This window comes from Kordia aestuariivivens (genome assembly GCF_014397005.1).
In the GTDB taxonomy this organism is placed as follows: domain Bacteria; phylum Bacteroidota; class Bacteroidia; order Flavobacteriales; family Flavobacteriaceae; genus Kordia; species Kordia aestuariivivens.
Window position 1 is genome coordinate 80635 of sequence record NZ_JACGWS010000004.1, and the last position, 25136, is coordinate 105770.

25 protein-coding genes are annotated in these 25136 nt (G+C 33.7%); 15 read left to right on the top strand and 10 right to left on the bottom strand.

Annotated features, from left to right (window positions below):
- Positions 1-54 precede the first annotated feature (54 nt).
- A complete protein-coding gene (locus H2O64_RS07775) occupies positions 55-894 on the bottom strand; it encodes a 1,4-dihydroxy-2-naphthoyl-CoA synthase (protein ID WP_187561619.1) in 840 nt (279 codons plus the stop codon).
- Positions 895-1081: 187 nt separating this feature from the next.
- Between H2O64_RS07775 and H2O64_RS07780 the strand changes: the two genes are divergently transcribed.
- The 4 genes from H2O64_RS07780 to H2O64_RS07795 all read left to right on the top strand — a co-directional run bounded on the left by H2O64_RS07780 (position 1082) and on the right by H2O64_RS07795 (position 4620).
- On the top strand, positions 1082-2206 hold the full coding sequence (locus tag H2O64_RS07780) for a C1 family peptidase (protein WP_187561620.1): 1125 nt from the start codon (positions 1082-1084) through the stop codon (positions 2204-2206).
- 30 nt (positions 2207-2236) lie between these two features.
- A complete protein-coding gene (locus H2O64_RS07785) occupies positions 2237-3493 on the top strand; it encodes a hypothetical protein (protein ID WP_187561621.1) in 1257 nt (418 codons plus the stop codon).
- A gap of 68 nt (positions 3494-3561) precedes the next feature.
- Positions 3562-4293: a LamG domain-containing protein gene (locus H2O64_RS07790; RefSeq protein ID WP_187561622.1), complete on the top strand. Its 732-nt coding sequence runs from the start codon at positions 3562-3564 to the stop codon at positions 4291-4293.
- Between the two features lie 153 nt (positions 4294-4446).
- On the top strand, positions 4447-4620 hold the full coding sequence (locus H2O64_RS07795) for a hypothetical protein (protein WP_187561623.1): 174 nt from the start codon (positions 4447-4449) through the stop codon (positions 4618-4620).
- Positions 4621-4765: 145 nt separating this feature from the next.
- Here H2O64_RS07795 and H2O64_RS07800 read toward each other — a convergent pair whose 3' ends face one another.
- From H2O64_RS07800 to H2O64_RS07820, 5 genes are all read right to left on the bottom strand, one after another.
- Positions 4766-5596 carry a CvfB family protein gene (locus tag H2O64_RS07800; RefSeq protein WP_187561624.1) on the bottom strand — a complete coding sequence of 277 codons (831 nt, stop codon included), beginning with the start codon at positions 5594-5596 and terminating at the stop codon, positions 4766-4768.
- A gap of 109 nt (positions 5597-5705) precedes the next feature.
- Complete coding sequence (locus H2O64_RS07805; protein WP_187561625.1) at positions 5706-6047, bottom strand: DUF2853 family protein; 342 nt, start codon at positions 6045-6047, stop codon at positions 5706-5708.
- 98 nt (positions 6048-6145) lie between these two features.
- Entirely contained in the window at positions 6146-7891 is a 1746-nt protein-coding gene (gene menD, locus H2O64_RS07810; protein WP_187561626.1) for a 2-succinyl-5-enolpyruvyl-6-hydroxy-3-cyclohexene-1-carboxylic-acid synthase, read from the bottom strand.
- Between the two features lie 34 nt (positions 7892-7925).
- A complete protein-coding gene (locus H2O64_RS07815) occupies positions 7926-9017 on the bottom strand; it encodes a chorismate-binding protein (protein ID WP_187561627.1) in 1092 nt (363 codons plus the stop codon).
- A gap of 16 nt (positions 9018-9033) precedes the next feature.
- A complete protein-coding gene (locus H2O64_RS07820) occupies positions 9034-9453 on the bottom strand; it encodes a hotdog fold thioesterase (protein ID WP_187561628.1) in 420 nt (139 codons plus the stop codon).
- Between the two features lie 63 nt (positions 9454-9516).
- Here H2O64_RS07820 and H2O64_RS07825 point away from each other — a divergent pair, with 63 nt between their 5' ends.
- The 5 genes from H2O64_RS07825 (at position 9517) to H2O64_RS07845 (ending at position 16405) form a co-directional block, all read left to right on the top strand.
- Complete coding sequence (locus H2O64_RS07825; protein ID WP_187561629.1) at positions 9517-10161, top strand: alpha/beta hydrolase; 645 nt, start codon at positions 9517-9519, stop codon at positions 10159-10161.
- 360 nt (positions 10162-10521) lie between these two features.
- Positions 10522-12624, top strand: a complete 2103-nt coding sequence (recQ, locus tag H2O64_RS07830) for a DNA helicase RecQ (protein ID WP_187561630.1) — start codon at positions 10522-10524, stop codon at positions 12622-12624.
- Between the two features lie 202 nt (positions 12625-12826).
- Positions 12827-13294 carry a nuclear transport factor 2 family protein gene (locus H2O64_RS07835; RefSeq protein WP_187561631.1) on the top strand — a complete coding sequence of 156 codons (468 nt, stop codon included), beginning with the start codon at positions 12827-12829 and terminating at the stop codon, positions 13292-13294.
- Positions 13295-13627: 333 nt separating this feature from the next.
- Positions 13628-15280, top strand: coding sequence for an HYR domain-containing protein (locus H2O64_RS07840; RefSeq protein ID WP_187561632.1), 1653 nt, complete (start codon positions 13628-13630; stop codon positions 15278-15280).
- A gap of 198 nt (positions 15281-15478) precedes the next feature.
- A complete protein-coding gene (locus tag H2O64_RS07845) occupies positions 15479-16405 on the top strand; it encodes an ARPP-1 family domain-containing protein (protein WP_187561633.1) in 927 nt (308 codons plus the stop codon).
- A gap of 76 nt (positions 16406-16481) precedes the next feature.
- On the opposite strand, the gene dnaK is transcribed toward H2O64_RS07845, so the two are convergent.
- Positions 16482-18386 carry a molecular chaperone DnaK gene (gene dnaK, locus H2O64_RS07850; protein WP_187561634.1) on the bottom strand — a complete coding sequence of 635 codons (1905 nt, stop codon included), beginning with the start codon at positions 18384-18386 and terminating at the stop codon, positions 16482-16484.
- 130 nt (positions 18387-18516) lie between these two features.
- Positions 18517-18696: a hypothetical protein gene (locus tag H2O64_RS07855; protein WP_187561635.1), complete on the bottom strand. Its 180-nt coding sequence runs from the start codon at positions 18694-18696 to the stop codon at positions 18517-18519.
- Positions 18697-18929: 233 nt separating this feature from the next.
- Between H2O64_RS07855 and H2O64_RS07860 the strand changes: the two genes are divergently transcribed.
- Complete coding sequence (locus H2O64_RS07860; RefSeq protein WP_187561636.1) at positions 18930-20348, top strand: L-serine ammonia-lyase; 1419 nt, start codon at positions 18930-18932, stop codon at positions 20346-20348.
- A 151-nt stretch (positions 20349-20499) separates the two neighbouring features.
- On the opposite strand, the gene H2O64_RS07865 is transcribed toward H2O64_RS07860, so the two are convergent.
- Positions 20500-21225: a bacteriorhodopsin-like gene (locus tag H2O64_RS07865; RefSeq protein ID WP_187561637.1), complete on the bottom strand. Its 726-nt coding sequence runs from the start codon at positions 21223-21225 to the stop codon at positions 20500-20502.
- Between the two features lie 131 nt (positions 21226-21356).
- Between H2O64_RS07865 and H2O64_RS07870 the strand changes: the two genes are divergently transcribed.
- Complete coding sequence (locus tag H2O64_RS07870) at positions 21357-22238, top strand: Brp/Blh family beta-carotene 15,15'-dioxygenase (protein WP_187561638.1); 882 nt, start codon at positions 21357-21359, stop codon at positions 22236-22238.
- Between the two features lie 3 nt (positions 22239-22241).
- On the opposite strand, the gene H2O64_RS07875 is transcribed toward H2O64_RS07870, so the two are convergent.
- Positions 22242-22703, bottom strand: a complete 462-nt coding sequence (locus tag H2O64_RS07875) for a nuclear transport factor 2 family protein (RefSeq protein WP_187561639.1) — start codon at positions 22701-22703, stop codon at positions 22242-22244.
- 86 nt (positions 22704-22789) lie between these two features.
- Between H2O64_RS07875 and H2O64_RS07880 the strand changes: the two genes are divergently transcribed.
- The 4 genes from H2O64_RS07880 to H2O64_RS07895 all read left to right on the top strand — a co-directional run bounded on the left by H2O64_RS07880 (position 22790) and on the right by H2O64_RS07895 (position 25103).
- Complete coding sequence (locus H2O64_RS07880; RefSeq protein ID WP_187561640.1) at positions 22790-23140, top strand: hypothetical protein; 351 nt, start codon at positions 22790-22792, stop codon at positions 23138-23140.
- A 22-nt stretch (positions 23141-23162) separates the two neighbouring features.
- Positions 23163-23675, top strand: coding sequence for a hypothetical protein (locus H2O64_RS07885; protein ID WP_187561641.1), 513 nt, complete (start codon positions 23163-23165; stop codon positions 23673-23675).
- A 79-nt stretch (positions 23676-23754) separates the two neighbouring features.
- Positions 23755-24621 (top strand): bile acid:sodium symporter family protein, encoded by an 867-nt coding sequence (locus H2O64_RS07890; RefSeq protein WP_187561642.1) that lies wholly within the window; start codon positions 23755-23757, stop codon positions 24619-24621.
- Positions 24618-25103: a GyrI-like domain-containing protein gene (locus H2O64_RS07895; protein WP_187561643.1), complete on the top strand. Its 486-nt coding sequence runs from the start codon at positions 24618-24620 to the stop codon at positions 25101-25103. The genes H2O64_RS07890 and H2O64_RS07895 overlap by 4 nt, the downstream gene beginning before the upstream one ends.
- Positions 25104-25136 lie beyond the last annotated feature (33 nt).

The window sequence follows — 25136 nt, forward strand, 5'->3', positions numbered from 1 at the left end:
TCCGCAAGAATGACACTGAAAACCGTCAACTGAGAACTGAAAACTGCTAACTGATCAAGGAATCCACTTTTTGTCAAAGTTTGGCTTGCGTTTTTCTAAAAATGCATCGCGTCCTTCTTTGGCTTCTTCTGTCATGTATGCTAAACGCGTCGCTTCACCAGCAAATACTTGCTGTCCTACCATTCCGTCGTCTGTTAGGTTCATTGCAAACTTCAACATTTTGATTGACATTGGCGATTTTGCTAAGATTTCTTGCGCCCATTCAAACGCTGTATCTTCTAATTCAGCATGTGGAATTACCGCATTTACCATGCCCATTTCGTATGCTTCTTGCGCTGAGTAGTTTCTTCCCAAGAAAAAGATTTCTCTCGCTTTTTTCTGTCCCACCATTTTTGCTAAATATGCCGAACCATAACCTGCATCAAAACTTGTAACGTCTGCATCTGTTTGCTTAAAGATTGCATGTTCTTTACTTGCCAATGTTAAATCGCAGACCACATGTAAACTGTGTCCGCCACCAACGGCCCAACCTGGAACAACGCAAATTACTGCTTTTGGCATAAAACGAATTAAACGTTGTACTTCTAAAATATTCAACCGATGATAACCATCTTGTCCAACATATCCTTGATTTCCTCTTGCTTTTTGATCGCCTCCACTACAAAAAGAATACACACCATCTTTGGATGATGGACCTTCCGCAGAAAGCAATACAACGCCAATATTTACATCTTCGTGCGCATCTTTAAAAGCGTCTAGTAATTCGCTTGTGGTATGTGGTCGAAATGCATTACGTACATCAGGTCTGTTAAATGCTATTCGGGCAACGCCATCTGCTTTTTTATAAGTAATATCTTCGTATTCTTTTACCGTTTTCCAGTCAGGTTTACTCATTTTTTTTAGTATTTTGCGTAAAAATAAATCATTTTACACAGTTTACAAGATTTTATTGAGTCAAATTCTTGTGCTGTAATTCACTTTAAACACATCCATTTCTGATGAAATGAGCCATTATAATTAGTAAATAAAAATGATTCTTGGCGAATTCCATCTGACCTAATTAATAAAATAAAAAAAACTGATGAAAAAAATACTTTTATCCGCTTTAGTATGTTGTTTTTCTATTGTTGCTTTTGCACAAGAAGAGTATCAATTTGAAACAACGGTAGATTTAGAAGCTACACCCGTAATTAGTCAAGGACGCACAGGAACGTGTTGGAGTTTTTCGGCTTCTTCTTTTTTAGAATCTGAAATTATTCGATTGACAGGAAAGCCAATTAATATTTCTGAAATGTTTACGGTACGAAATACGTATCCAACCAAAGCTTGGAATTACGTGATGCGTCAAGGAAAAGCACAATTTAGTGAAGGCGGATTGGCACATGATGTGATGAATGCTGTAAAGTCAAACGGATTGGTGCCAAATAGCGCGTATTCTGGTTTAAAAGCCTTAGAAAGCAATCACAATCATGCAGAAATGGTGGCGGTTTTAAAAGCGATGTTGAATGTATATATTAAGAATCCTGGAAAAAAACTATCAACCAATTGGAAACCTGCTATTGAACATGTATTGGATGTATATTTAGGAAAACGTCCTGAATCTTTTCAGTTTGAAGGAAAAACATACACGCCACAATCTTTTTTAGAAATGACAAAGATCAACCCGGATGATTATGTAACGATTACTTCGTTTACGCATCAACCGTATTATGAGTCGTTTATTTTAAATATTCCTGATAATTTTTCTAACGGAAGTTTCTATAATGTTACATTAGACGAATTGGTTGCTGTAACTAAGAATGCTTTGCAAACTGGATTTACTGTAGAATTGGATTGTGATGTTTCTGAAAGCACATTTTCTGCTAAATATGCAGTTGCGTCAATTCCAGAAGAAGCTGTTTCTAGTAGATCTGATTTTTCTGCAGAAATTAGAAAAGAGAAAACAATTACTGCCGAATATCGTCAAAAAGAATTTGAAAATTACACAACAACTGACGATCATTTAATGCACATTACTGGATTGGCAAAAGACCAAAATGGAAACACTTATTTCCGCGTGAAAAACTCTTGGGGAAGCAATACGAGTCGTGTTCCAAATGACGGACATGTACACATGAGTGAAGCATTTTTTAGATTGAAAACAATTTCTGTAATGGTTCATAAAGATGCGTTGCCTAAGAAACTTCGTGAAAAACTAAACTTGTAACGTTTACTATAAATTCTGTACTGATACCGTATGGAATCACGTAAAAGAATACAACTAAAACCTCGTTTAAGCATTGCTAAGATTGGAAAACCCCGATTTTGGACAGGAATTGGTTTGGGTGTTTTGAATGCGATTGTTTTTTTTATGTTTATATTTTTCTTCTTTGAAATTATAAATATCATGAAAAGTGCAATGGGTTATGATATTCCTTTGCAATCCGAAGATGCACTATTTTTTGAACAAACTTTTTTATTTTCTACAGCTATTGCATTAGGAATAAGCGCAATGATTCGCTATTGGTTTTTACAACCTGCATTTCATTTTCATAAAACACGTAAAAACCTTTCACTTCGTATTGCAAATTATTCCCTATTTGTGGAGTTTGTTACTTGGTATATGGTCATTGTTTTTATTCGTCAAGTGTTATATAATCAATCATTACTAGGAACTCGTATTTATGAATATTATGAATGGATTTTTTATATCATTCCAGTGTATTTATTTTTGACAAGTTGGACAGAGGTTTCGAGATATTTCAAGGTTTGGAAATGGAAATTCTATGTTTTCATTGTGAGTATTGTGAGTTTATTTTTGCTGAGTTTCATCAATCTGTCAAGTTATTATCGCAGTGAAACTGTATTCCAAAAAATATACGAAGAAGAGTTATTTTATTTGAATAGTCAAATAGCATTGGCTGAAAATAATTATCAAATTGAATTTGACGCTACAACAATAACTACTTTGAAACGAGTGAGAACACACGAACTCCGTAGCTTATTGATCGCAACTAAAAACGCTTTTCAAAAAGATGAAAAAGTGAGCATGAAGCAAATTCTTCTTGAGAAAATATTAATTCACAACTTTAAGTCTACCAATTTTGAATTTAATGGTGAATTTTTATATGCGTATCCAATTGATGTATACAGTCAACTGAAAAAAGTAGCACCTAATTCTGATGAAGCAATCGAATTATTGAACATTTTGGAAGAATTTTATCAACTTACTTTCTTCATGGGCGAACGACTTGATACTAGAGGAAAATCAATTACTTTTAGACATAAAGTGAGTATTTTACAAGATACTTTTGAAAAGTATCGTAGAAGATTTACTTCTCCATATAGAGGAGTGAGTTTACAGATTAAAGTAATTGCATACAGGCTTCAAAAACAAGACGTATACAAACATCCTTTTGTAACTGAATTGAAAGAAAACAATTTTCCGCCGCCAATTCCGTTAGATACTAAGTATTATGATTTATATCCTGAGTTAAAGTATATTTCAGAATAATTCTTTTTGGTATCATTTTTGATGCACTATTCAAATCAATTCATCAAGCATCAAAAAACTAATTCACCATGAGAAATTCACTCTTAATCAGCTGTTTAGCGATCGTTTTTACGTTTAGCAGTTGTAGCATCGAAGAAGACGAACCAATCATTGATTTTACCGAAAGTCTAGTTGCACATTATCCATTTGACGGAAATACAAATGATGTAAGTTCGTATAAGATAAATGCACAAGTAGAAGGCGCATCACTTGCTTTTGATCGTTTTGGAAATGCAAACCTAGCATACAAATTTGACGGAAAAGACGATTTTATCAGCATTCCTGCAAACGAACATTTGAACTTTACAGATGAGTTTACCATTAATTTATGGTTAAAAACGGACGCATCACATTTGCAACAAGTGTTGTATAAAAATATTTCTGACGCAGAAAAAAAACAAGCTGCGTATGCAATTTCAATAGGATATGCTCCATTGGAAGATGAAGAAGTAGTTACAAACGACATAATTTTCTCTATTTCTCCTTACGGAATCATGCATGAATTGCGAAAGTTCGATTATGAGAAAAACACTTGGTACATGATTACCTGCACATTAAAAGGTGATACTATGTATTTATACATTAACGGAAAGCCTGCTTTGATGAAGTACATTAAAGGAGAAATTTCTACTTCCACATTACCGTTACTTATTGGAAATGACGAATCGGGAGAAAATGCTTTTAGCGGAAGTATTGATGACGTTCGAATTTACAGCAAAGCTAAATCAACGGAATTTGTTTCGTATTTATACGAGCAGTAATCTTTGCATTATATATCGTTATTTGTTTTGTAAATATACATGAACACTGAGTTTAACAAGCACCTTCAATTTATGAATCTTAGGTTATCATGCTTGTTTTAGGATAATTCTGCTCTTAATTTCACATCATTATTAATCTTTAAAAAAGTAATGATGAAAAAACAATTTCAAATCAAAAAGTTAGTATTGAGTAAAAAAGTTATTGGAAATTTAACTCAAATTTCGGGTGGAAGACCTCCAAATACACATAAAAATTGTGATGATACCGGCGAACCGTCTGATGACGGAAGTGGCTTCACTTCGCATTGCTCAGTAATAGTATGCTAAAAAAGTAAGTAGTTGTCTAAAAAGTCTTGAAAAGCGTCATTCTGAATTTAATTCAGAATCTCACGTATTAATTTTCAAAGATTATGTGAAACTGAATCAAGTTCAGTTTGACGAAAATTATACTTTTTAGACAACCTCTTTTATATTATTTCAATTCAATACTATCTGAATTCAACGTGATTAATTCTTGCTTATATAAGCTTCCAATTGCTTTTTTAAAGCTCTTTTTACTCATGTTTAATCGCTTTTTAATTTCTTCTGGATCACTTTTATCATGTAATGATAAACTTCCTCCATTTCGCTCCAAAGCATCTAAAATAACTTGTGCAGAAGGTTCAATATTTTTATATCCAATATGCTGTAATGAAAGGTCTATTTTATTATCATCTCTAATTTTCGAGATCACACCTTTTAGTTTTTCTCCAAGTTTTAAATCTCTGAAAATTTCATCCTTGTACACCAATCCTTTGTGTTTTTGATTGATGATCATTTCTACACCTAAGTCTGTAAAGCGAGACACCATCAAATCGACCTCATCAAAACGTTCAACCGTTAATTCTTCATTACTTATATACTTATTCGTCTTGCTCGAACCTACTAAACGATTTGTTTCTTCATCCAAATAACAATACACAACGTACCATTTTCCTTCTTCCATGTCACGCGCTTGTTCTTTAAACGGCACAAACAAATCTTTCTCTAATCCCCAATCTAAAAATGCTCCGTAGTCACTCAACGCTGTTACACGTAGTAACCCAAACTCGTTTACTTTCATATACGGTTTCAAGGTTGTTGTTACTGGTCGCTCATGACTATCTAAATAGGCAAAAACAGTCAACTTATCTCCTATTTCAAAAGATGTTGGTACATATTTATTTGGCAACAGTATATCATTTCCTTCCTCATCGCCCAAGAAAAGTCCTGGAGGCGTTTCTCTTAATATTTCTAATGTATTGAGTTGTCCTAAGTGAATCATGCTTATAAATTTGCGCCAAAGGTACGTTTTATCTGAATATTACAACAAAAAAACGCCATCCTATTAAAGATGACGTTTTTTAAATTTTGTAATCGTAAAAAAGTGCAATCTAGTTGTAAACTGCTTGTTTTCCGAAATGTACTGTTAGTAAGTAATATACAACAGCTCTGTATTTATTTCTGTTTGAACGACCGTATTTTTCCATCACTGCATCAATAGCTTTGTCTAAATCAGCGCTATCAGCTAAACCTAATTTCTTCACCAAGAAATTATTTTTTACAGTTGCCAATTCCTTCTCATCCGATCCTGAAACGGTAGCTGCGTCTTTGTTATAAATTGCTGGACCACAACCTACAGTTACTTTAGTCAATAAATCCATGTCTGGAGTTACACCACATTTGTCTTTTAAATCTGCTGCATACTTTGCGATTAGCTCGTCTCTCTTGCTCATAATAGTTGAAAATTTAATTATAAAAAATTGATTAATAATATCTGTTATCAAAAGTAATTGACATACAGGTATTATGGGTTTTTCAGATGTACAAGTTATTAATTTTCGTTGAAAAACTTAAAATAATCGATTAAAATACCATCATTAGTTATTCTTGGCGTAAAAACTTCTAAAATTTTTGGTTGTTCGCTCTCATCATAAAACGTTTTTAATACATCTTGAAGCGATATTACATCAGAAGCTGTTTGGTATTCGAAATGGTACATTTCCGCCAATTGTTTGGCAGTATGCTCATGAATTGTTTCAAAATACGTATCAAAATTGACTGTATTTTTATTTCCTGGTAAAATTCTAAAAATTCCACCACCATTATTATTCACAATAATAATTCGGAAGTTTTTCGGAATGTAATTATTCCACAATGCGTTACTATCGTAGAAGAAACTCAAATCGCCACTAATCAACATCGTTTGTTTTTCGGCTACGACCGAAGTTCCAATCGCAGTAGATGTACTTCCGTCAATTCCGCTTGTACCTCTATTACAGAATAGTTCAATACTGGCATCAATCTCAAACAATTGTGCATAGCGTACAGTAGAACTGTTTCCTAAATGCAAGGTTAAAGAATTTGGTAACGAAGTTAAAATTGTTTCAAATGCTTTCAAATCTGTAAAATCGATTTGCTTCAAATACTGCGCGTGTTTTCCTTGTCGATCTTCTTTGATGGCATTCCAAAATGCTTTGTACGAACTTTCAATTGGTTTCGTTTGCGAAAAGAAAGCTTCGAAAAAATGATTCGGATTCATCTTAAAAAAATGTTCCAAACAAAAAAATGTATCAAAAACTCTATTCTCGTGAATGTGCCAATGATGTTTTGGTTGTCGCTTTCGCAGAATTGCCTTTACTTTTTTAGACACAATCATTCCTCCTAGCGTTAACAATACTTCTGGCTGAAATTCGTCTAGCAATGCTTCATTTTTTTCTATCGGTAAAATCATTTGATCAATCGCATTAAAGAAAGCATCATCCCGTAAATTTGAAGTCGTTTCTGTAAATACTAATACGGACGGATCATTCGCTAAGAGTTCTAAATAGTTACGCGAAATTGTATGTGGCGGTAACGTTCCAACCAATACCATTTTTCGGGTGGAAGCACTCCAAATATTCGCCGCATTAGAAATTTTTTCATGATCAATTTCTTCTTCCAACACTAACGGCTGAACTTTTGGAAAAACACTCGCCGTTTCTTGCATGCCATATAAAGGTTCGTCAAAAGGCGCGTTGATATGTACAGGACCATTTTTTTCAACAGCTGTATTTAATGCTGCGTTGATTTCCTGTTCATTATAAGTTTGTACTTTTTCTTGCAACTTCTGCTCCATATCTTTCGATAATTGGTGCGTTTCGCTCAAAATAGTACTCTTATGTGTAATATCTTGTTTAAGATTTGCTTCGTAATTGATATGATTTTTAAAGATATGTTTCTGGCGAATGGTTTGTCCGTCGCCAACATCAATCAAATATTCGGGTCGGTCTGCAGAAATTACTACTACCGGAACATTGCTGTAATACGCTTCCGCTATTGCGGGATAGTAATTTAAAACTGCCGAACCTGATGTACAAATCACCGCAACAGGTTTGCATAATTGTTGTGCCATTCCCAAGGCAAAAAAAGCTGCGCAACGTTCGTCAACAATACTATACGCGTGAATTTTTGGATGTTGTGAAAAACTTAATGTTAAGGGTGCATTTCGCGATCCTGGAGAGATCACAATATGATTGATACCTTTGGCAATACAAAGCGAAACCAACGTTTGTGCAAGTGGAATTTTTGAGTACATCATTCGTCCTGTAAAAATACAATTTTCGGACTACTTTTTACAATACTCGCTTCATTATTTGCGATTTCGCAAGCGTTTCTTGCCATTCAGATTCAGGATTTGAATCTTTTGTAATTCCACCACCAATGTAAAGTATTCTTTTGTTGTGAGTTAACTCCATACAACGCAGATTTACGTACAATTCTGAATTCGTTCGGACTGCTTTGTACGCGCTATTTTCTTGGTTTTTTCGATTGCGATTTCGAGCCGTTTCTACACGTTCGTTGAGTTCTCCTAAATAGCCTGTATAAAATTTCCGATCGTATCCTTCTTCCGAAAGAATAAACGATTTTGCCGCTTCTGTTGGAAAACCACAAATAGCTGGTGTTGGATGCAATGTTTTGATAATATCACCAATATTTATGGTTGAAATCATTCTTCCTGAAATGATCGAACACAAGTGAAATAGACTTCCTGCTTGATGTGTTTCTGCTTCCGTTACATTCAAGTTTGTAGTTATAGTTTTCAATTGATCTACAATATAATCGGTGACAATTTGTTGTTCTTCAATTTCTTTTTGATCCCAAGAAACCACAACATGTTCTTGCAACTTTCGCGTTCCCGCCAAGGACATTGTTTTTAGTGTACTTCCTTGAACATGCACTAAAGTTTCGGGTGTTGCGCCTGCCCACATGCCTACTTTTGGATGATACCACAAGTACACATACGCTGTTGGGTAGTTATGTAATAATTGTTCAAATAGTTCAAAATGATCTTTTACCGCGCTAATTTCTTCTTTTCGAGATAAAACAATTTTTTCAATTTCAGAATGTTGAATCGTGTCAACACTTTTTTGGACTAATTGCACGTATTTTTTGTGCGCTTCCGCAGAAGGATCTCGCAGTACGTTATTTATTTCGGAAAATTGTTTTGTGTGTATTTCTTCTTCTAAAATTTCATCAAACGGAAGTAAAATAGCTTTTTTTGTATTGTCAAATGGCGCAAATACAAAACCACTTTCGGTAAAGTCTGAAACAGTATGTAGTGAATCATCATGCTGTAAAATAGCTTTCGTCAATATCGCATTCGGCTTTCGATAGGCTACAAAAGGCAATTTATTTTTAAACTGTTTGGCTAAAGTTTCGAGCATGAAATCTATTTTGAAATTATTTAGGCAATACAATAGTTGTCAACTTACAAAGCGAGATCAATTTGCCTGCTTCGTCTTCTACTCTAATTTCCCAAAGATGCGTGGTTCTTCCTTTATGAATTGGTCGCGCCGTTGCAAATACTTCACCTTCACTTTTACTTTTTAGATGATTTGCAGAAATCTCCAAGCCTTTTACTTTATATTTTGATGCATCAATAAATAAGTGTGACGCTGTACTTCCGACAGTTTCTGCCAATGCAACTGTGGCGCCGCCGTGTAAAATTCCTTGCGGTTGGTATACCGTAGCATTTACGGGCATTTTTGCTGTTAGATAATCTTCGCCTACGTCTGTGTATGAAATTTTCAAGGTTTCCAAAAGTGTATTTGGTACAATTGCGTTGAGTTGTGCCAAAATTTTCTGTTTATTCAAATCCATTTGATATATTTATGCATTGCTTTAGAAAGCATAAAAATACGAAACCCAAGCGCAATTATAAAGATGAAGGAAAAAGAAATCTCATATCAAGTTACAAATACCTATTCTACATTAAATGAACTCACTGAAAAAACGAAGAATGTTTGGTTTGTATGTCACGGAATTGGTTTCTTAAGTCGTTATTTCATCTCGTATTTCAATCAATTGAATGCAGAAGAAAATTATATTATTGCACCGCAAGCCGCTTCTAAATATTATTTAAAGAACGAATATAAACATGTTGGCGCAAGTTGGCTGACCAAAGAAAATACACAAACCGAGATTGAAAATGTGATGAAAAATTTGAATGCAATCTATGAAGCTGAGCAAATTCCTAGTCATGTAAATTTCTATGTTTTAGGGTTTTCACAAGGTGTTTCTGTGGCATTACGTTGGGTTTCACGATATAAAATTCTATGTAATAAATTGATTATCTATGCCGGAAGTATTCCCACAGAATTAACCGCTAAAGATTTTGAATTTATTAATTATGTAGAAACAAAAGTGATCAATGTTGTTGGAACGCAAGATGAATATTTAACAGAACAACGCATGCAACAAGAACTTGAAAAAATGAAGCTGTTATTTGGAAAACAATATACATTTAGCACTTTTGAAGGCAAACATGAAATGTCTGGCGAAGTTTTAGAAATGTTAACAAAATCATAATTTTTATCGAACTTACCTACCTTTAGTAAGGCGATCACGTAACAAACTCTCTTTTTTTCTGTGTAGTTTTACAGTATTAAAATATCACTAAGTATAATTTTATCTTTTTTTCCTAAAAAACCTAAATTAACTTAGTTACAACTCAAATAACCAATCAACCAACCAGAAAAAGCACAACTTGTCAAGAGTTGTGCTTTTTTATTTAACTAATTATCAGTTAATTACGGAAAACTCTATCAAACTTATAGGAAAGAATCTGCGGTGTGTAATTTTAAGATATTTTTTTTCTTAATTTTAAATACGTATTTCACTTTGTAAAACTATTCGTAACTCGCTATTTTTTTACTTTCTTTGTAGGATATGATAGCCCCGATACAAATTAAAAATACCCTAAAAGAATATTTCGGATACGATAAATTCCGACCACTTCAAGAAGATATCATCAATTCCATTTTTAATGGACATGATAATTTAGTTATTATGCCAACTGGTGGTGGAAAATCAATTTGTTTTCAATTGCCTGCGCTTTTATTGGAAGGAATTACGATTGTCATTTCACCTTTGATTGCCTTGATGAAGGATCAAGTGGATGGATTGACCACAAATGGAATTGCAGCTGCCTATTTGAATAGCAGTCAAAACGAAACTGAACAACAAGAAATTTATACTCGGATTGCCGCTGGAGAACTTAAATTGCTCTACACAGCGCCCGAAAGTTTGACCTATTTAGAGAATATTTTTAGTAGTGAAACCATTAGTTTGATTGCCATAGATGAAGCGCATTGTATTTCTTCATGGGGACACGATTTTCGTCCGGCATATACAAACCTAGGGTATTTGAAAAAGCGTTTTCCGAAGATTCCTGTTATTGCATTAACTGCCACAGCTGATAAAGCGACACGTGAAGATATTGCAAATCAGTTAAATATTCCACACGCTACACAACATATCGCTTCTTTTGATCGAAAGAATTTAAAATTAGAAGTCAGACCTGCGAATGATCGCGTGAAGCAGATTATCAGTTTTATTGACGAACGCCCGAATGAAAGCGGAATTATTTATTGTTTGAGCAGAAAAGCCACAGAAGCCGTTGCCGAAAAATTACAAGGTGCAAATATTAATGCAGCAGCGTATCATGCAGGAATTGCGCACGAGAAACGTTCTAAAATTCAGGAAGATTTCATTAATGATAATTGCCAAGTAATTTGTGCAACGATTGCTTTTGGAATGGGAATCGACAAGTCAAATGTACGTTGGGTGATTCATTATAATTTACCGAAAAACATTGAAGGGTATTATCAAGAAATTGGTCGTGCTGGTCGTGACGGTTTGCCTTCAAATACGTTACTTTTTCACAGTTATGGCGATGTAATTCAGTTACAGAAATTTGCGCAAAATTCAGGAAATGTAGAGGTACAACTTGCCAAACTCGATCGGATGAAAGAATACGCAGATGCATTGAGTTGTCGTAGGAAAATTTTGTTGAGTTATTTTGGCGAATTGATCAGTGAAGATTGTGGAAATTGCGATGTTTGTCAAAATCCACCACAGTTTTTTGATGGAACTATTATTGCACAAAAAGCATTATCAACAGTCGCAAGATTGGACGGACAAGAACCAATTGGCGTTGTCATAGATGTATTGCGTGGTTCACAAAATAGTACGATTCAGGAAAAAGGGTATCAAAATTTAAAAACATACGGAATTGCCAAAGATATTGCTTGGCTCGATTGGAAACAGTATGTAACCCAATTGGTGAATTTGGGATATTTAGAAATTGCTTTTCATGAAAATAATAAGCTGAAACTCACCGAATTTGCTAAAGACGTTTTATTTAATGGAAAAAAAGTTGATTTAGCTAATTTAGTTGAAGCTGAGAAACATATTGAAGAGCAAAAAGTAACTGCAACCAAAGCAAAGAAAAATTCATTGTTTGAACGTTTGCGTCTATTACGCTTAAAAATTGCCAAAGAAGAAAATGTTCCGGCGTATCAAATTTTTAATGATGCTACGCTGAAAGAAATAGAAATGGATCGTCCAATGTCGGAAGACGAATTTGTGCGTATTAGTGGTGTCGGAAAAGTGAAACTCATGAATTACGGACATCAATTTATTAAAGAAGTCATCGATTTTACAGGCGAAAAGAAATCCAAACGCAAAGGTGACACAACTAAGAAAACGTACGAATTGTATCAACAAGGCTTATCGATTTCTGAGATTGCAAAAGAACGAAAATTAGCCGAAACCACGATTTTTTCTCATATTTCTAAATTATTTGCGGAAGGAAAAGATATCGATTTAACGCAGTTTATTGATAAGCACGATTTGGAAAGCATCAAAACTGCCAAAAAGGAATTAGAAGATCCTAATACCTTAAAAGCCTATTTTGAACATTTTGAAGAAGCCATTCCGTACAGCACCATTCGTATTGGTTTGACCATTTTGGATAAAGAAGATTCGTAGTTGGTTTTGTAAAACGTTTTGTTTTCTGAAGAAAACATCATAAGTCTTAAAAATTGCCTTATTTTTTTGATTTGATGTGAGATTCTTTTAGTTTTAGTGATCTGATATAAAACTACATCTGTAAAACTGAATTGATTATAACAGAAATATACGGAATTCCGTTTATACATACGTTGTGTATAATTTTAATATCTCATGAAAAATGAAAAAAACACTTCTTTTAATTTTTAGCCTCTTAGTTCTTTCATGTAATCAAAACAATAAGGAAATCATTAAAACTGACCCAATTATAAATGTAAGTGAGGATAAAGAAAAACTTCGTTATTTGAAAGAAGTTGAATGGCCTAAAGCATATAGAGAACAAGATACGATTTTACTTGATCGTATTTTAGGAGATGATTTTCAGATGGTAACCAATGATGGCAAATGGTCAAATAAGGCCAAGCAACTTGAACGGATTAAGAGTACTGCCATGAATCATGACTCTTTTAAGTACGAAATAAAGAGACTAGAAATACTTAAAAATGGAACCGCAATTATCGCAGGAACTGGCCATATTATAAATGACAATAAAGAATCCATATATCAATCTAGTAATATTCTAATTAAGCGTAACGGAATATGGAAAGCTGTTCTTTCTCATGTTTCTGGTTATAAGGAATTAGAGTAAACTACAAACAACAAAGACTTGTATAATTAATTGCTAATGCTACTTACGAAAATCCACGCGAATTCTAAATTTATTTACGAAATAGCAACTCCATTTAAAAAAAAACCAAACAATTTTAACTTCCCATATTTCATCTAGCGTAAGCTTTCAAATTCAACATTCACACAAATAAGTTGTTTTAAATTGACAAAAAAGTATTGAAATCTCTTGTTTAACTAGAACTTATGTCAATTTTATTCTTTTATACTTTCGTTGAAAAAGTTTGATTTTTTTATAAAATTCAGCTAACTTATTGACTTTATTTTATTTAAAACTAACTACAACCAACTGATTATGAAAAAAATACTACTTTTTTTACTCCTCATTTTTACAGGAGTTTCTTTTACGAATGCCCAAGGAATCTTTGACGATACCATTCATACAGCGACCACTTTTGGAAGTGTAAATTCTCCTGGTGCGGAAGGCGTACAGAATGTCATTGATCAAAATTCGAGTACCAAATTCCTCGATTTTAATGCGTTTGACGGCATTGGTTTTGAAGTGGACTTGTTAGGTGTTTCCAAAACTGCCATTGCCATGGAATTTGTAACTGCAAATGACGCTCCAGAAAGAGATCCGACAAATTATGAAATATTTGGTTCTAATGATGGAACAAATTATACAAGTGTGGCTACCGGATCCATTCCGTGTGTTGCGACTCGTTTTTTTTCTAGAACGTTTTCTTTTGCGAACACAAACGCGTATACTTTTTATAGAGTCAATTTTACTGGAACTTGTGGAACTTCAAGCATTAATCAAATTGCAGATGTACAATTGTTTGAATCCATCGGAGATTCGCCAGTGATTACATGTCCTTCAAATATTACGATGAATAATACAACCGGACAATGCGATACCGTGATCAATTATAATGTAACCGCAAATGACACAGAAGATGGCGCGTTGACACCAACAGTGACTTCTGGCTTGGCTTCTGGTGCCTCTTTTCCTGTCGGAACTACGGAAGTTTTTATGAGCGTAACCGATAGCGATAATAATACTTCGAGTTGTAGCTTTACTGTAACCGTTGTAGATGCAGAAAACCCTATGGCTGGCTGTCCTGCAAATATTATGCAAACTGCCGCTAGTTTTGGTGATACAACAGCAGTTGTAAATTATACGTTAACTCCAACAGATAATTGTGTTTTAATTAATCCATTGGCTAATTTTACACCTTTGACAAATATCAACGGAAAAGCCTATTATTTATCAAATAATTCATTTACGCCGCAAAATGCTTTTAATGATGCAATCGCTCAAGGCGGATTTGTGGGAACGATTAGAAATGATGCAGACAATACACTTATTACAGAAGCTGTAAACACCGTTGGTGGCGCTGGAGATTTACTTATTGGTTATAATGATGTGGATACCGAAGGAAGTTTTGTATGGCAAAGTGGCGATACTTCAACCTATAATAATTGGAATCCGGGTGAGCCAAATAATGCAGGAAACGAAGATTATACCGTAAGTCAATCTAGTGGCGGTTGGAATGATGTAACGAATGTTAGTACCTATAGATATCTTTTAGAAATTGATTATACGCCTACACAAACTGCAGGTTTGGCAAGCGGAAGTGATTTTCCAATTGGAACGACTACAAATACTTTTACAATCACAGATTTAGCAGGAAACTCTGTAATGTGTTCTTTTGACGTAACTGTGGATGCAAATTTAAGTGTGGAAGAGAATGCTTTTTCAAACAGTATAAAATTATCGCCTAATCCAACGAAAGATATAATTACAATTAATAGTGCCACAAACATTTCCATAGATAGCGTAACTATTTTAGATTTGAATGGTAGAACCTTACAAACCATCACAAATATTGGTCAACTTGCAGATGGAAAAACGATTGATATTTCGAATTTAGTTTCAGGAATGTATTTCATGAAGCTTCAGGATTCAGAAAGTAGAGTTGCTGTAAAGCGAGTTGTAAAGAATTAAAAAAACACATTTAAAAATTTATTTCTAAAAAGATGCAGTTCAGATAACTGCATCTTTTTTTAGTTTATAATAGAATTTTATTTTTTTACTCATTGATACGTCGTGTTCACGCATTAAGAATTAGGCTTGACTAATTCTACATTTTTTTAATTACATTTTGGAATTACTTTACGTATTCATTCTAAAAATCAATACGTCATGTCATACATTAAGTATACACTAATCACCTTATTTTGTTTTTCATTTATTTCTGTATCTGCTCAGATGAACAGTAAAAATTTAAAAATCATCAATACGAAAAAAAATACATTTAAAAATCTACAACTTATTCCAATCAAAGCAAATAATGCTTATAAAAAGGCATATAAAAATATAGGAAAGTATCATAATTTAAAAAAAGCTATCAATTCAGGGAAAATAGAAATCAGTGATTCTGGTACTGTAAATACTATTATTGCCACCAATAATTCAACTGTAAACATATATATTATTGCAGGAGAAGTTGTAAAAGGCGGAAAGCAAGATCGTATCGTAGCTGAAGATGTGATTATTGCTCCAGGCGAAAAAAAGAGGATTCCTGCATTTTGTGTAGAACAGCATAGATGGCAGCAACAAGAGTCTGGAAATAGTTTTAAAGGTTATTATAATGTAAGTAGCAAGAAGATAAGACAAGCTGCCTTGATTGATAAAGATCAACAAAAAGTATGGGCAAATGTAGCTGAAGTTACGAAAGAAAATCAAGCAGTATCAAGTACTGGTACGTATGCCGAATTAGAAAAGTCAGAAACATATACTAAAGACTTAAAATCCTATTTAGATTTTTTCAAGAATAAACTTATCAATGATACTTCTATTGTTGGAGTCATTGCTGTTTCTGGAGATAAAATTGTTGGTTGTGATATTTTTGCGACACATGATTTGTTTAAAAATTCATATCCAGGATTATTACATTCTTATATTACGGAAGCTATTACAAATGGTAGCAAACCTACACTTACTAATGCACAAGTTTCAAAATACTATGAAGAGTTTATGAAAGTGGAGACTGAACAAGATAAAAAATTAGAAGGAAAAGGAAATGTTTTTAGACATAAGAACAAAAAATTACACCTTACTTCTTTTTAAAAAACGATCATATATTATATAAAAAAAGCAGCTCCATGGAGCTGCTTTTTTAGTATTTGTGTATAGTAAGTGAAACTTACTTAACTTCTTCGAAGTCTACGTCTTGAACGTCTTCTCCGTCTTTGTCATCTCCTTCAGCTGAAGCTTCTGGTTGCGCTGCTCCACCTTCTTGTCCGTCAGCTTGCGCTTTGTACATTTCTTCACTTGCAACTTTCCAAGCTTCGTTGATTTTCTCTAATGCAGGATCAATTACAGCGATATCTTTTGTTTCGTACGCTGTTTTTAATTCGGCTAAAGCATCTTCAATTGGCTTTTTCTTATCATCAGATAATTTCTCACCAAATTCTTTTAATTGCTTTTCAGTTTGGAAAATCATTGAATCTGCTTCATTCAATTTGTCAACAGTTTCTTTTGCTTTTTTATCCGCTTCTGCATTTTCTTCTGCTTCTTGCTTCATTTTCGCGATTTCTTCTTCTGTTAATCCTGAAGAAGCTTCGATACGAATGTTTTGCTCTTTGTTTGTTCCTTTATCTTTCGCAGAAACTTGGATAATTCCGTTTGCATCAATATCGAAAGTTACTTCAATTTGAGGAACTCCTCTTTGTGCTGGTGGAATTCCATCTAAGTGAAAACGACCAATTGTTTTGTTGTTTGCTGCCATTGGACGTTCACCTTGTAATACGTGAATTTCCACAGATGGCTGATTGTCTGCTGCTGTAGAGAATACTTGCGATTTCTTTGTTGGAATCGTAGTATTTGCTTCAATAAGTTTTGTCATTACGTTCCCCATTGTCTCAATTCCTAGAGAAAGTGGCGTTACATCTAATAATAAAACATCTTTTACATCTCCAGATAAAACTCCACCTTGAATTGCTGCACCAACGGCAACAACCTCATCTGGGTTTACTCCTTTACTTGGTTTTTTACCGAAGAATTTCTCTACTGCTTCTTGTACTGCAGGAATACGTGTAGAACCTCCAACTAAAATAATTTCGTCAATATCACTTATTGATAAATCTGCATTTTTTAATGCTGTTTGGCAAGGCTCAATAGTTCTTTTTACTAAATCGTCAATTAATTGCTCAAATTTTGCTCTCGAAAGTGTACGTACCAAGTGTTTTGGTCCACTCGCTGTTGCAGTAATGTATGGCAAGTTAATCTCCGTTGAAGTAGTACTTGACAATTCAATTTTAGCTTTTTCAGAAGCTTCTTTTAAACGTTGAAGTGCCATTGGATCTTTACGCAAGTCCATTCCTTCTTCATTGTTAAATTCGTCAGCCAACCAATTAATGATTTTTTCATCAACATCATCACCACCTAAGTGTGTATCTCCATCTGTTGATAATACTTCAAAAACTCCATCTCCTAATTCTAAGACAGAAACATCATGTGTTCCACCTCCGAAGTCAAAAACAACGATTGTTTGATCCTTTCCTTTTTTGTCCATTCCATAAGCTAATGCCGCAGCAGTTGGCTCATTGATAATTCTTCTCACTTTTAAACCTGCAATTTCTCCAGCTTCTTTTGTAGCTTGACGTTGTGCATCGTTAAAATATGCTGGTACAGTAATTACTGCTTCTGTAACATCTTGTCCTAAGAACTCTTCTGCTGTTTTCTTCATTTTTTGAAGAATCATAGCTGATAATTCTTGTGGAGAATATAAACGTCCATCGATATCTACTCTTGGTGTATCATTGTCTCCTTTTACTACCTTGTATGGAACACGTCCAGCTTCTTTAGAAGACTCTGAAAATTTGTTCCCCATAAAACGTTTGATAGAATAAACCGTTTTTGTTGGGTTAGTAACAGATTGTCTTTTTGCTGGATCACCAACTTTAATTTCTCCGCCTTCAACAAAAGCAATAACAGAAGGAGTTGTTCGTTTTCCTTCAGCGTTTGCGATTACTACTGGCTCATTTCCTTCCATTACGGAAACACATGAGTTGGTAGTTCCTAAATCGATTCCAATAATTTTACTCATAATCTTATTTTTTACTTTTATCTATTGTGTTGTGATATACTTTTTTTAACTGTATACCATAAGACAATGACTATGCCAACAAAAAAATGCTGACATGATGTCAGCATTTCTTAAAAATTGTAGTTAAAGGTTAACAAAAACAAGTATTCCCTCTAATGGTTTCACATTGATCTTCCGAATTTGGACAGTGATCAGATGTACAACAATAACAAGTAAATAATGATCCGCCACCTTTAATACTTGATGTTCCTAATTCTGAAACTTTAATTTTTTTGAAGTTCAGTTTTCTGTTCGTTTTTTTATTTTTCATAATGAATGATTTTAAAGCGAACTCCTAGTGAGTTCAATTAATAATTAGTAAACACACACATATTAATTATCTTTAAATACAACATAAAAAACTTAATATGTGTATTACTTAAATTTACGCAAGTTTGAAGCGAATTCCTACAACTTTAAAATAACTTTAACAACATCAAAAAAAGATTGATCAATATCAAACAATAAAATTATATTTACAGCAAGTAAGTAATCTCAAATATTATGGAATTTATCAGTGTTTTCGATATGCTAAAAATCGGCGTTGGACCTTCAAGTTCGCATACTTTAGGACCTTGGAGAGCCGCCGAAAATTGGATTACCGAATTAAAGGCAGCAAATCTTTTTGATGCTATTACTTCTATTCAAGTTGATTTGTATGGTTCTTTATCTTTGACAGGAAAAGGGCATGCAACAGATTTAGCTGTTTTACTTGGCTTGTATGGTGCTGATCCAGAAACCATTCCGACAGAAAGTATACAAACAATTGTGAATACAATTAAGGAACATAATATATTATCATTCAATCAAGAGAAAGATATTCCATTTACGCCAAAAACGGATATTATATTCAATTCAACCTTTTTACCATTTCATCCAAACGGGATTACATTTAGTGCCATTGCTGATCATAAAGTATATGAATCTACTTTTTATTCTATTGGTGGCGGATTTGTGGTGAAAGAAGAAGAAAGTCATTCTGATAGCGATCATCCAATTCGTATTTTTCCTTTTCCAATCAATAAAGCGACAGATTTAGTCGCGTTTTGCGATCAAGAACAAAAAAAGATTTCTCAAATTGTACAAATGAATGAGGAATTGTTGCGCTCTCCTGAAGAAATTGAATCTGAATTACATCGTGTTTGGAATACCATGTTAGAATGCATGTATACAGGTTGTCATACCACTGGAATTTTACCTGGCGGACTAAACGTGAAGCGTAGAGCTTTTGATATTCATGAAAAATTAAAAGGTGAATTACCTTATGATTCTCCGCAAGATTGGCTTCAAAAAATTCGAAAAACGGAAGTGAAATTTCGTCAAATTTTTAAATGGGTAAGTTGTTTTGCATTGGCTGTGAACGAAGTAAATGCTTCTTTAGGACGTGTGGTTACAGCACCGACCAACGGAAGTGCTGGTGTGATTCCTGCTGTATTAATGTATTATATGGTGATTGAAAACCACAATGCAGATTTTAAACATATCAAACGCTTTTTATTAGTTGCTGGTGAAATTGGAAGTATTTTCAAAAAAGGTGCCACTATTTCTGCCGCTATGGGCGGTTGCCAAGCGGAAATTGGTGTTTCTTCTGCCATGGCAGCTGGCGCATTGACAGAGTTATATGGCGGATCGCCAGAACAAGTAATGATTGCTGCTGAAATTGCCATGGAACATCACTTAGGAATGACCTGCGATCCTATTGGTGGTTTGGTGCAAGTTCCGTGTATTGAACGAAATTCGATGGGCGCAATTAAAGCCATTAATGCTGCCGAATTAGCCATGGAAACAAATCCTGAAGATGTAAAAGTTCCGTTGGATAAAGTGATTAGTACCATGTGGGAAACTGCAAAAGACATGAATTCTAAGTATAAAGAGACTTCCGAAGGTGGATTGGCCGTTGGTGTGAATTTGGCAGATTGTTAATTTAGAAACGCTTTGCTTTTGGACTAACTTGAATTGTTGGTTTTTTAGACTTATAAAATATACAGTTTATATCCTATTTGAACTTAAAAAAAGTCTTAGAATTTCGAGTGAAATTCTAAGACTTTTTAATTTTTAAGTAGTAAGATAAGAGTTAAGCTTTTTCAGTCTGTTGAACTGCTAGATTATAGATAACTAAACCAAATCCTATTTTATTAATAGCATCTCCAATGTTATAAACGACATCTAACGAAAGTCCTCCAAAAATTCCATCATACCATCCTGGAGTTCCTGCCATGTATCCAATTGGATAAATTGCCCAACCAACTAGTACAAACCAACAAAGTGTTTTGTGGGCTTGCAGTACTGATCCACCAGCTGCAACTGCGAGTTTTTTGGCACTTCCAAGCCATATTTCGTATACGATAGCAAAGTACGCGATCCCTGAAACTAATCCCCAAATTTGAGCATTTGGAATGTCTACAGCTTCTCCAATGTATCCTGTTATTAACATAATAACTGATAAGAAAATAAGCTTCCACATAAGTGCTTTCTTCGCGCCAGCTATTTTTAGTATTAGGTAAAATTCAACACACATTAATGGTACTGTCAATATCCAATCTACATAACGGAAAAACGTTGGTGATTCCATATTTGCTGCCCAATAGTCACGCATGTACCAATAATGGACTGCTGCAATAAAGGTGATTAAACCTGACACCAAGATTGATGTACGCCATTTCTTGTCAAAACTGTTCATAGAAAGGAAAAAGAACACAGATGCTGCCATCATTGCCATACATCCAACAAAGAATGTGAATCCTACATAATCGTCTGTTGCTACTTTTGCAACAAGCGGAAAATTTAATAAATAATTCATAATGGTTTGATTAATTAGTTAATACTTTGTTTAAGGTTTTTGAGTTAAACCTAAACGAAAATACAAAAAAATGTTTAACTTATTCAAAAAAAAGATAAACAAAGTAAAAAAAGTTATTAACTTTGGTGAATATGAGAAGTGTTTTGAATGTAGACTATCAAGACTTTATGATTATTGTTACCTTTTTTCTCTTTTGGATAAGCATCCAATTTGGACAGGTAATAGAAGATACTATTGCTTATATTTTTGTCCTTTCATTGGGAATTATTCACGGCGCAAATGATTTGAATATTTTACAGAAGAAGCAACTTAAAAAAAACAACTTTATAAAATCACTTTTTTTATATCTATTGCTTATCTCATTGTGTGTGGTAAGTTTCTGGATTCATCCGTTTACTTCTGTATTATTATTCATTGTATTGAGCGCATACCATTTTGGAGAACAACATTTAGAAAAGAAAATTTCAAGTGATCAATGGCTGCAAACTATTATTTTTATTGCATACGGATTGGTAATCTTCACATTGCTATTTTATGTAAATGTTTCAGATGTAAATTCGATCGTATCAAACTTAACAAATCATACGATCGATATACTATTGATCGAAATTTCTTTTGTTATTGCTATTAGCACACTCGCTACAAGCCTATTGTATGCACATTATAAAAAGCATATTTTACACTTAAATTATTTGAAAGAATTCTTATACCTATTTGTTTTATTTTTAGTTTTTAAAACTGGAACATTAATTTTTGGATTTGCCGTCTATTTTGTTTTTTGGCATAGTATTCCATCAATAACTGATCAAATTCATTATTTGTTTGGCAGTAAGAATAAACATTCCATCGCTAATTATTTTAAAGCTGCTTTTTTTTATTGGTTACTAAGTATTTCAGGTTTAGTTGTTGCATATTATTTTATGGAAGAACAACTTTTTAATGCCGTACTATTTTTAATCCTTTTTGCTGTGACTACACCACATACGTGGGTTATGAAAAGAATGAAAGAATAAATTTTACTTTTCCTGACAACCTTCTTTACGTCTTGTATCAATAAGATAGATAATTTTCCACGTTCCATTGTCTTTGAAAAGTTGAAACGAATTCACGCCACAATGTAGAAACTTTCCATTGAGCCAAAACTCATAAGGTGTCCAAACATTTGCCATGGTTCCATCAACTTGTACACTATACGAAAGTATTTTTTCCTTCCATATTGGACTGTCAGCTCTACTGACAACCGCTTTTATAAAACCTGTTGCATCTTGATTTTTTAAAACGGCTTCTCCCTTTTTGTTGGTAAATGTGGTTTGTAGTATGAGATCTTTGTGAACGACTTCTTGCATCAATACAGAATCTTTTTTGTGAAATCCGTCAAAGAACTGAACAACTGCTTGTTTTGCAGCGGTTTCGTCGTCCGTTTGTGCATGTAAGCCAAAGCTAGCTATAAGAAATAGTAAGAATGTATATCGCATCATGATTGTGAATTTTGAAGTAAATTAACTTTATTTTTCTAAAATCTGGCTAGATTTACGATACTTTTAAGATTTTTCAAACTTTAGCTATGAGCGAACATATACAACTAGATTTTTCAGTTTTAAAAAAAACAATAGTTTGGTGGGAAAAGAAACGAATTTGGTTTAATATTATCATTGGTATTAATGGAGTTTTAGCACTGTTAAGCATTGGGCCTCCATATTTTTCTATAACTGAAATTGTTGGAATTGTCATTTTTGGCTTTTTCATGAATATATTTTATTCAACAGGAATCATCTTAGCAGTTCTAGACAGTTATTACTTTAGAAATAAATTCAATTTATTTAGATTCAGACATCTGTTTATAATAATTGGAACAATGCTATCCATAATATTCACGTGGGTTACCGCATTTGCCTATTATTTCCCACCTTGTTAATTGTAATATAAAACAACTTCAAATGCCAAAATACATTCTTTTCTTTTTATTGATAAGCTTCACAGCTAACGCGCAAGTACAGAATGATTCTTTAGTTAAAAAGAAAAAATTCCAATTAAATCCTTGGGACAATATAAATGGTTACAGAGTTTCTTTTAATTCATTACGAACGCTAGAATTGGAAGCGAGCTATGTGCTCAGCTCTTTTCCCAAAAAAGATCCTGGCTTTGGTGCTTTTGCGATGCGTTTTCAATATATAAGCGCTGGAGTTGAATATTTACGTCTCAATAGACAAGATGTATATGGTATAAAATTAGCGTATGAAAATAGCTTTTCTTTGATTTCCGCTCAGATTGGGACTGATTACCTTTTTTCTAATAATGATTCGCAAATTCGATTGATGCCTAAAGTTGGAATCACCATGATAGGCTGGATAACTCTTTATTACGGCTGGAATATTAACCTATTAAAAAACAGCTCATTACAACCATCTAATCATAGTTTTAGCTTACAGTTTACTTTTCCGATTTTTTAAAAATGTAATAAAAGATAACATTCTTCAAAAATTCATTTCATTTATTATCACTACATTGTTTTTTTTTAATAACCAACCAATGATTACAACATTATTAACCAAAGTTTTACTTCCACTATCGCTCGGCATTATCATGCTTGGTATGGGAATGACCTTGATTCCAAAAGATTTTACACGAATTACAAAATATCCAAAAGCAGCTTTTATTGGCATCGTAAACCAGCTTCTGTTTTTACCCATTATTGGTTTTTTATTAGCCATTGCGTTCGATTTAGATGCTACAATGGCAGTCGGATTGATGATTATAGCCGCAGCGCCAGGTGGACCCACAAGTAATTTAATCACACAGATTTGCAAAGGAAATATTGCGTTATCAGTAACGTTGACAGCCATTGTAAGTTTTGCGACCATCTTAACAATTCCGTTTATTTTGTCGTTTGCACTTGATTATTTTGGAAGCGGAACTGATGTCGTGATTGAATTACCAATTTTAGATACCATACTTCAAATTTTAGTCATTATTGTCATTCCAATTTCAATAGGAATGCTGATTCGTCGTGCAAAACCAGCTTTTGCCACTCGTATGGAAAAGCCAATGCGAACAGCTTCTACCGTTATTTTCATTTTAATATTTATCGCAGTAGTTGCCGCAAATTTAAAATTTTTAGGAGACGCCATGAAACAAGTCGGGTTGGTTACTTTAGTACTCAATATTGCAACGATGTCATTAGGATATTTAACCGCTCGCCTATTTAAGTTAAACTTAAAAGATTCCATATCAATTACCGTTGAAAGTGGCATTCAAAACGGAACACTCGCCATTGTAATTGCCACCACAATTTTAAATAATTTAGAAATGAGCATTCCTGTTGTAGCATATTCTATTTGGATGTTTGTCACTGGAAGTATATTAATGTGGTATTTTGGAAAACGAAAAGATTTATGAAACAACAACCAACAATAAAAATGCTTCCGCAGAAGAAACTCATCGGGAAATCAACTCGAATGTCTTTAATAGAAAATTCGACGCCGCTACTTTGGAGAAGTTTCATGCAAAATAGAAAAACCGTCAAAAACTCCATTGGAACGGATTTGTATTCGATTCAAGTGTATGATGATACTTCCTATTTTAAAAATTTCAATCCGCAAACGGAATTCACAAAGTTTGCCATGACTGAAGTAACTGATTTTGATGTTATTCCTGACGAAATGGAAACGCTAACAATTGCATCCGGATTGTACGCAGTATTTATCTATAAAGGATTGCCACAAGGTTTTCCTGCATTAGCAAATTATATTTTTGCAGAATGGCTGCCAAATTCAGACTACGAATTAGACAACAGACCGCATTTTGAAGTGTTGCCCGAAAGCTATAATCCAATGGATGAAAATTCACAGGAAGAAGTTTGGATTCCAATCAAAGAATAATTCTAACAATCATTAAAAATATAGCGTTTCACT

Bases quoted from the DNA above. Each gene is read 5' to 3' on its own strand.
- H2O64_RS07775 (WP_187561619.1), bottom strand. From the start codon at position 894: ATGAGTAAACCTGACTGGAAAACGGTAAAAGAATACGAAGATATTACT.
- H2O64_RS07780 (WP_187561620.1), top strand. From the start codon at position 1,082: ATGAAAAAAATACTTTTATCCGCTTTAGTATGTTGTTTTTCTATTGTT.
- H2O64_RS07785 (WP_187561621.1), top strand. From the start codon at position 2,237: ATGGAATCACGTAAAAGAATACAACTAAAACCTCGTTTAAGCATTGCT.
- H2O64_RS07790 (WP_187561622.1), top strand. From the start codon at position 3,562: ATGAGAAATTCACTCTTAATCAGCTGTTTAGCGATCGTTTTTACGTTT.
- H2O64_RS07795 (WP_187561623.1), top strand. From the start codon at position 4,447: ATGAAAAAACAATTTCAAATCAAAAAGTTAGTATTGAGTAAAAAAGTT.
- H2O64_RS07800 (WP_187561624.1), bottom strand. From the start codon at position 5,596: ATGATTCACTTAGGACAACTCAATACATTAGAAATATTAAGAGAAACG.
- H2O64_RS07805 (WP_187561625.1), bottom strand. From the start codon at position 6,047: ATGAGCAAGAGAGACGAGCTAATCGCAAAGTATGCAGCAGATTTAAAA.
- menD (WP_187561626.1), bottom strand. From the start codon at position 7,891: ATGATGTACTCAAAAATTCCACTTGCACAAACGTTGGTTTCGCTTTGT.
- H2O64_RS07815 (WP_187561627.1), bottom strand. From the start codon at position 9,017: ATGCTCGAAACTTTAGCCAAACAGTTTAAAAATAAATTGCCTTTTGTA.
- H2O64_RS07820 (WP_187561628.1), bottom strand. From the start codon at position 9,453: ATGGATTTGAATAAACAGAAAATTTTGGCACAACTCAACGCAATTGTA.
- H2O64_RS07825 (WP_187561629.1), top strand. From the start codon at position 9,517: ATGAAGGAAAAAGAAATCTCATATCAAGTTACAAATACCTATTCTACA.
- recQ (WP_187561630.1), top strand. From the start codon at position 10,522: ATGATAGCCCCGATACAAATTAAAAATACCCTAAAAGAATATTTCGGA.
- H2O64_RS07835 (WP_187561631.1), top strand. From the start codon at position 12,827: ATGAAAAAAACACTTCTTTTAATTTTTAGCCTCTTAGTTCTTTCATGT.
- H2O64_RS07840 (WP_187561632.1), top strand. From the start codon at position 13,628: ATGAAAAAAATACTACTTTTTTTACTCCTCATTTTTACAGGAGTTTCT.
- H2O64_RS07845 (WP_187561633.1), top strand. From the start codon at position 15,479: ATGTCATACATTAAGTATACACTAATCACCTTATTTTGTTTTTCATTT.
- dnaK (WP_187561634.1), bottom strand. From the start codon at position 18,386: ATGAGTAAAATTATTGGAATCGATTTAGGAACTACCAACTCATGTGTT.
- H2O64_RS07855 (WP_187561635.1), bottom strand. From the start codon at position 18,696: ATGAAAAATAAAAAAACGAACAGAAAACTGAACTTCAAAAAAATTAAA.
- H2O64_RS07860 (WP_187561636.1), top strand. From the start codon at position 18,930: ATGGAATTTATCAGTGTTTTCGATATGCTAAAAATCGGCGTTGGACCT.
- H2O64_RS07865 (WP_187561637.1), bottom strand. From the start codon at position 21,225: ATGAATTATTTATTAAATTTTCCGCTTGTTGCAAAAGTAGCAACAGAC.
- H2O64_RS07870 (WP_187561638.1), top strand. From the start codon at position 21,357: ATGAGAAGTGTTTTGAATGTAGACTATCAAGACTTTATGATTATTGTT.
- H2O64_RS07875 (WP_187561639.1), bottom strand. From the start codon at position 22,703: ATGATGCGATATACATTCTTACTATTTCTTATAGCTAGCTTTGGCTTA.
- H2O64_RS07880 (WP_187561640.1), top strand. From the start codon at position 22,790: ATGAGCGAACATATACAACTAGATTTTTCAGTTTTAAAAAAAACAATA.
- H2O64_RS07885 (WP_187561641.1), top strand. From the start codon at position 23,163: ATGCCAAAATACATTCTTTTCTTTTTATTGATAAGCTTCACAGCTAAC.
- H2O64_RS07890 (WP_187561642.1), top strand. From the start codon at position 23,755: ATGATTACAACATTATTAACCAAAGTTTTACTTCCACTATCGCTCGGC.
- H2O64_RS07895 (WP_187561643.1), top strand. From the start codon at position 24,618: ATGAAACAACAACCAACAATAAAAATGCTTCCGCAGAAGAAACTCATC.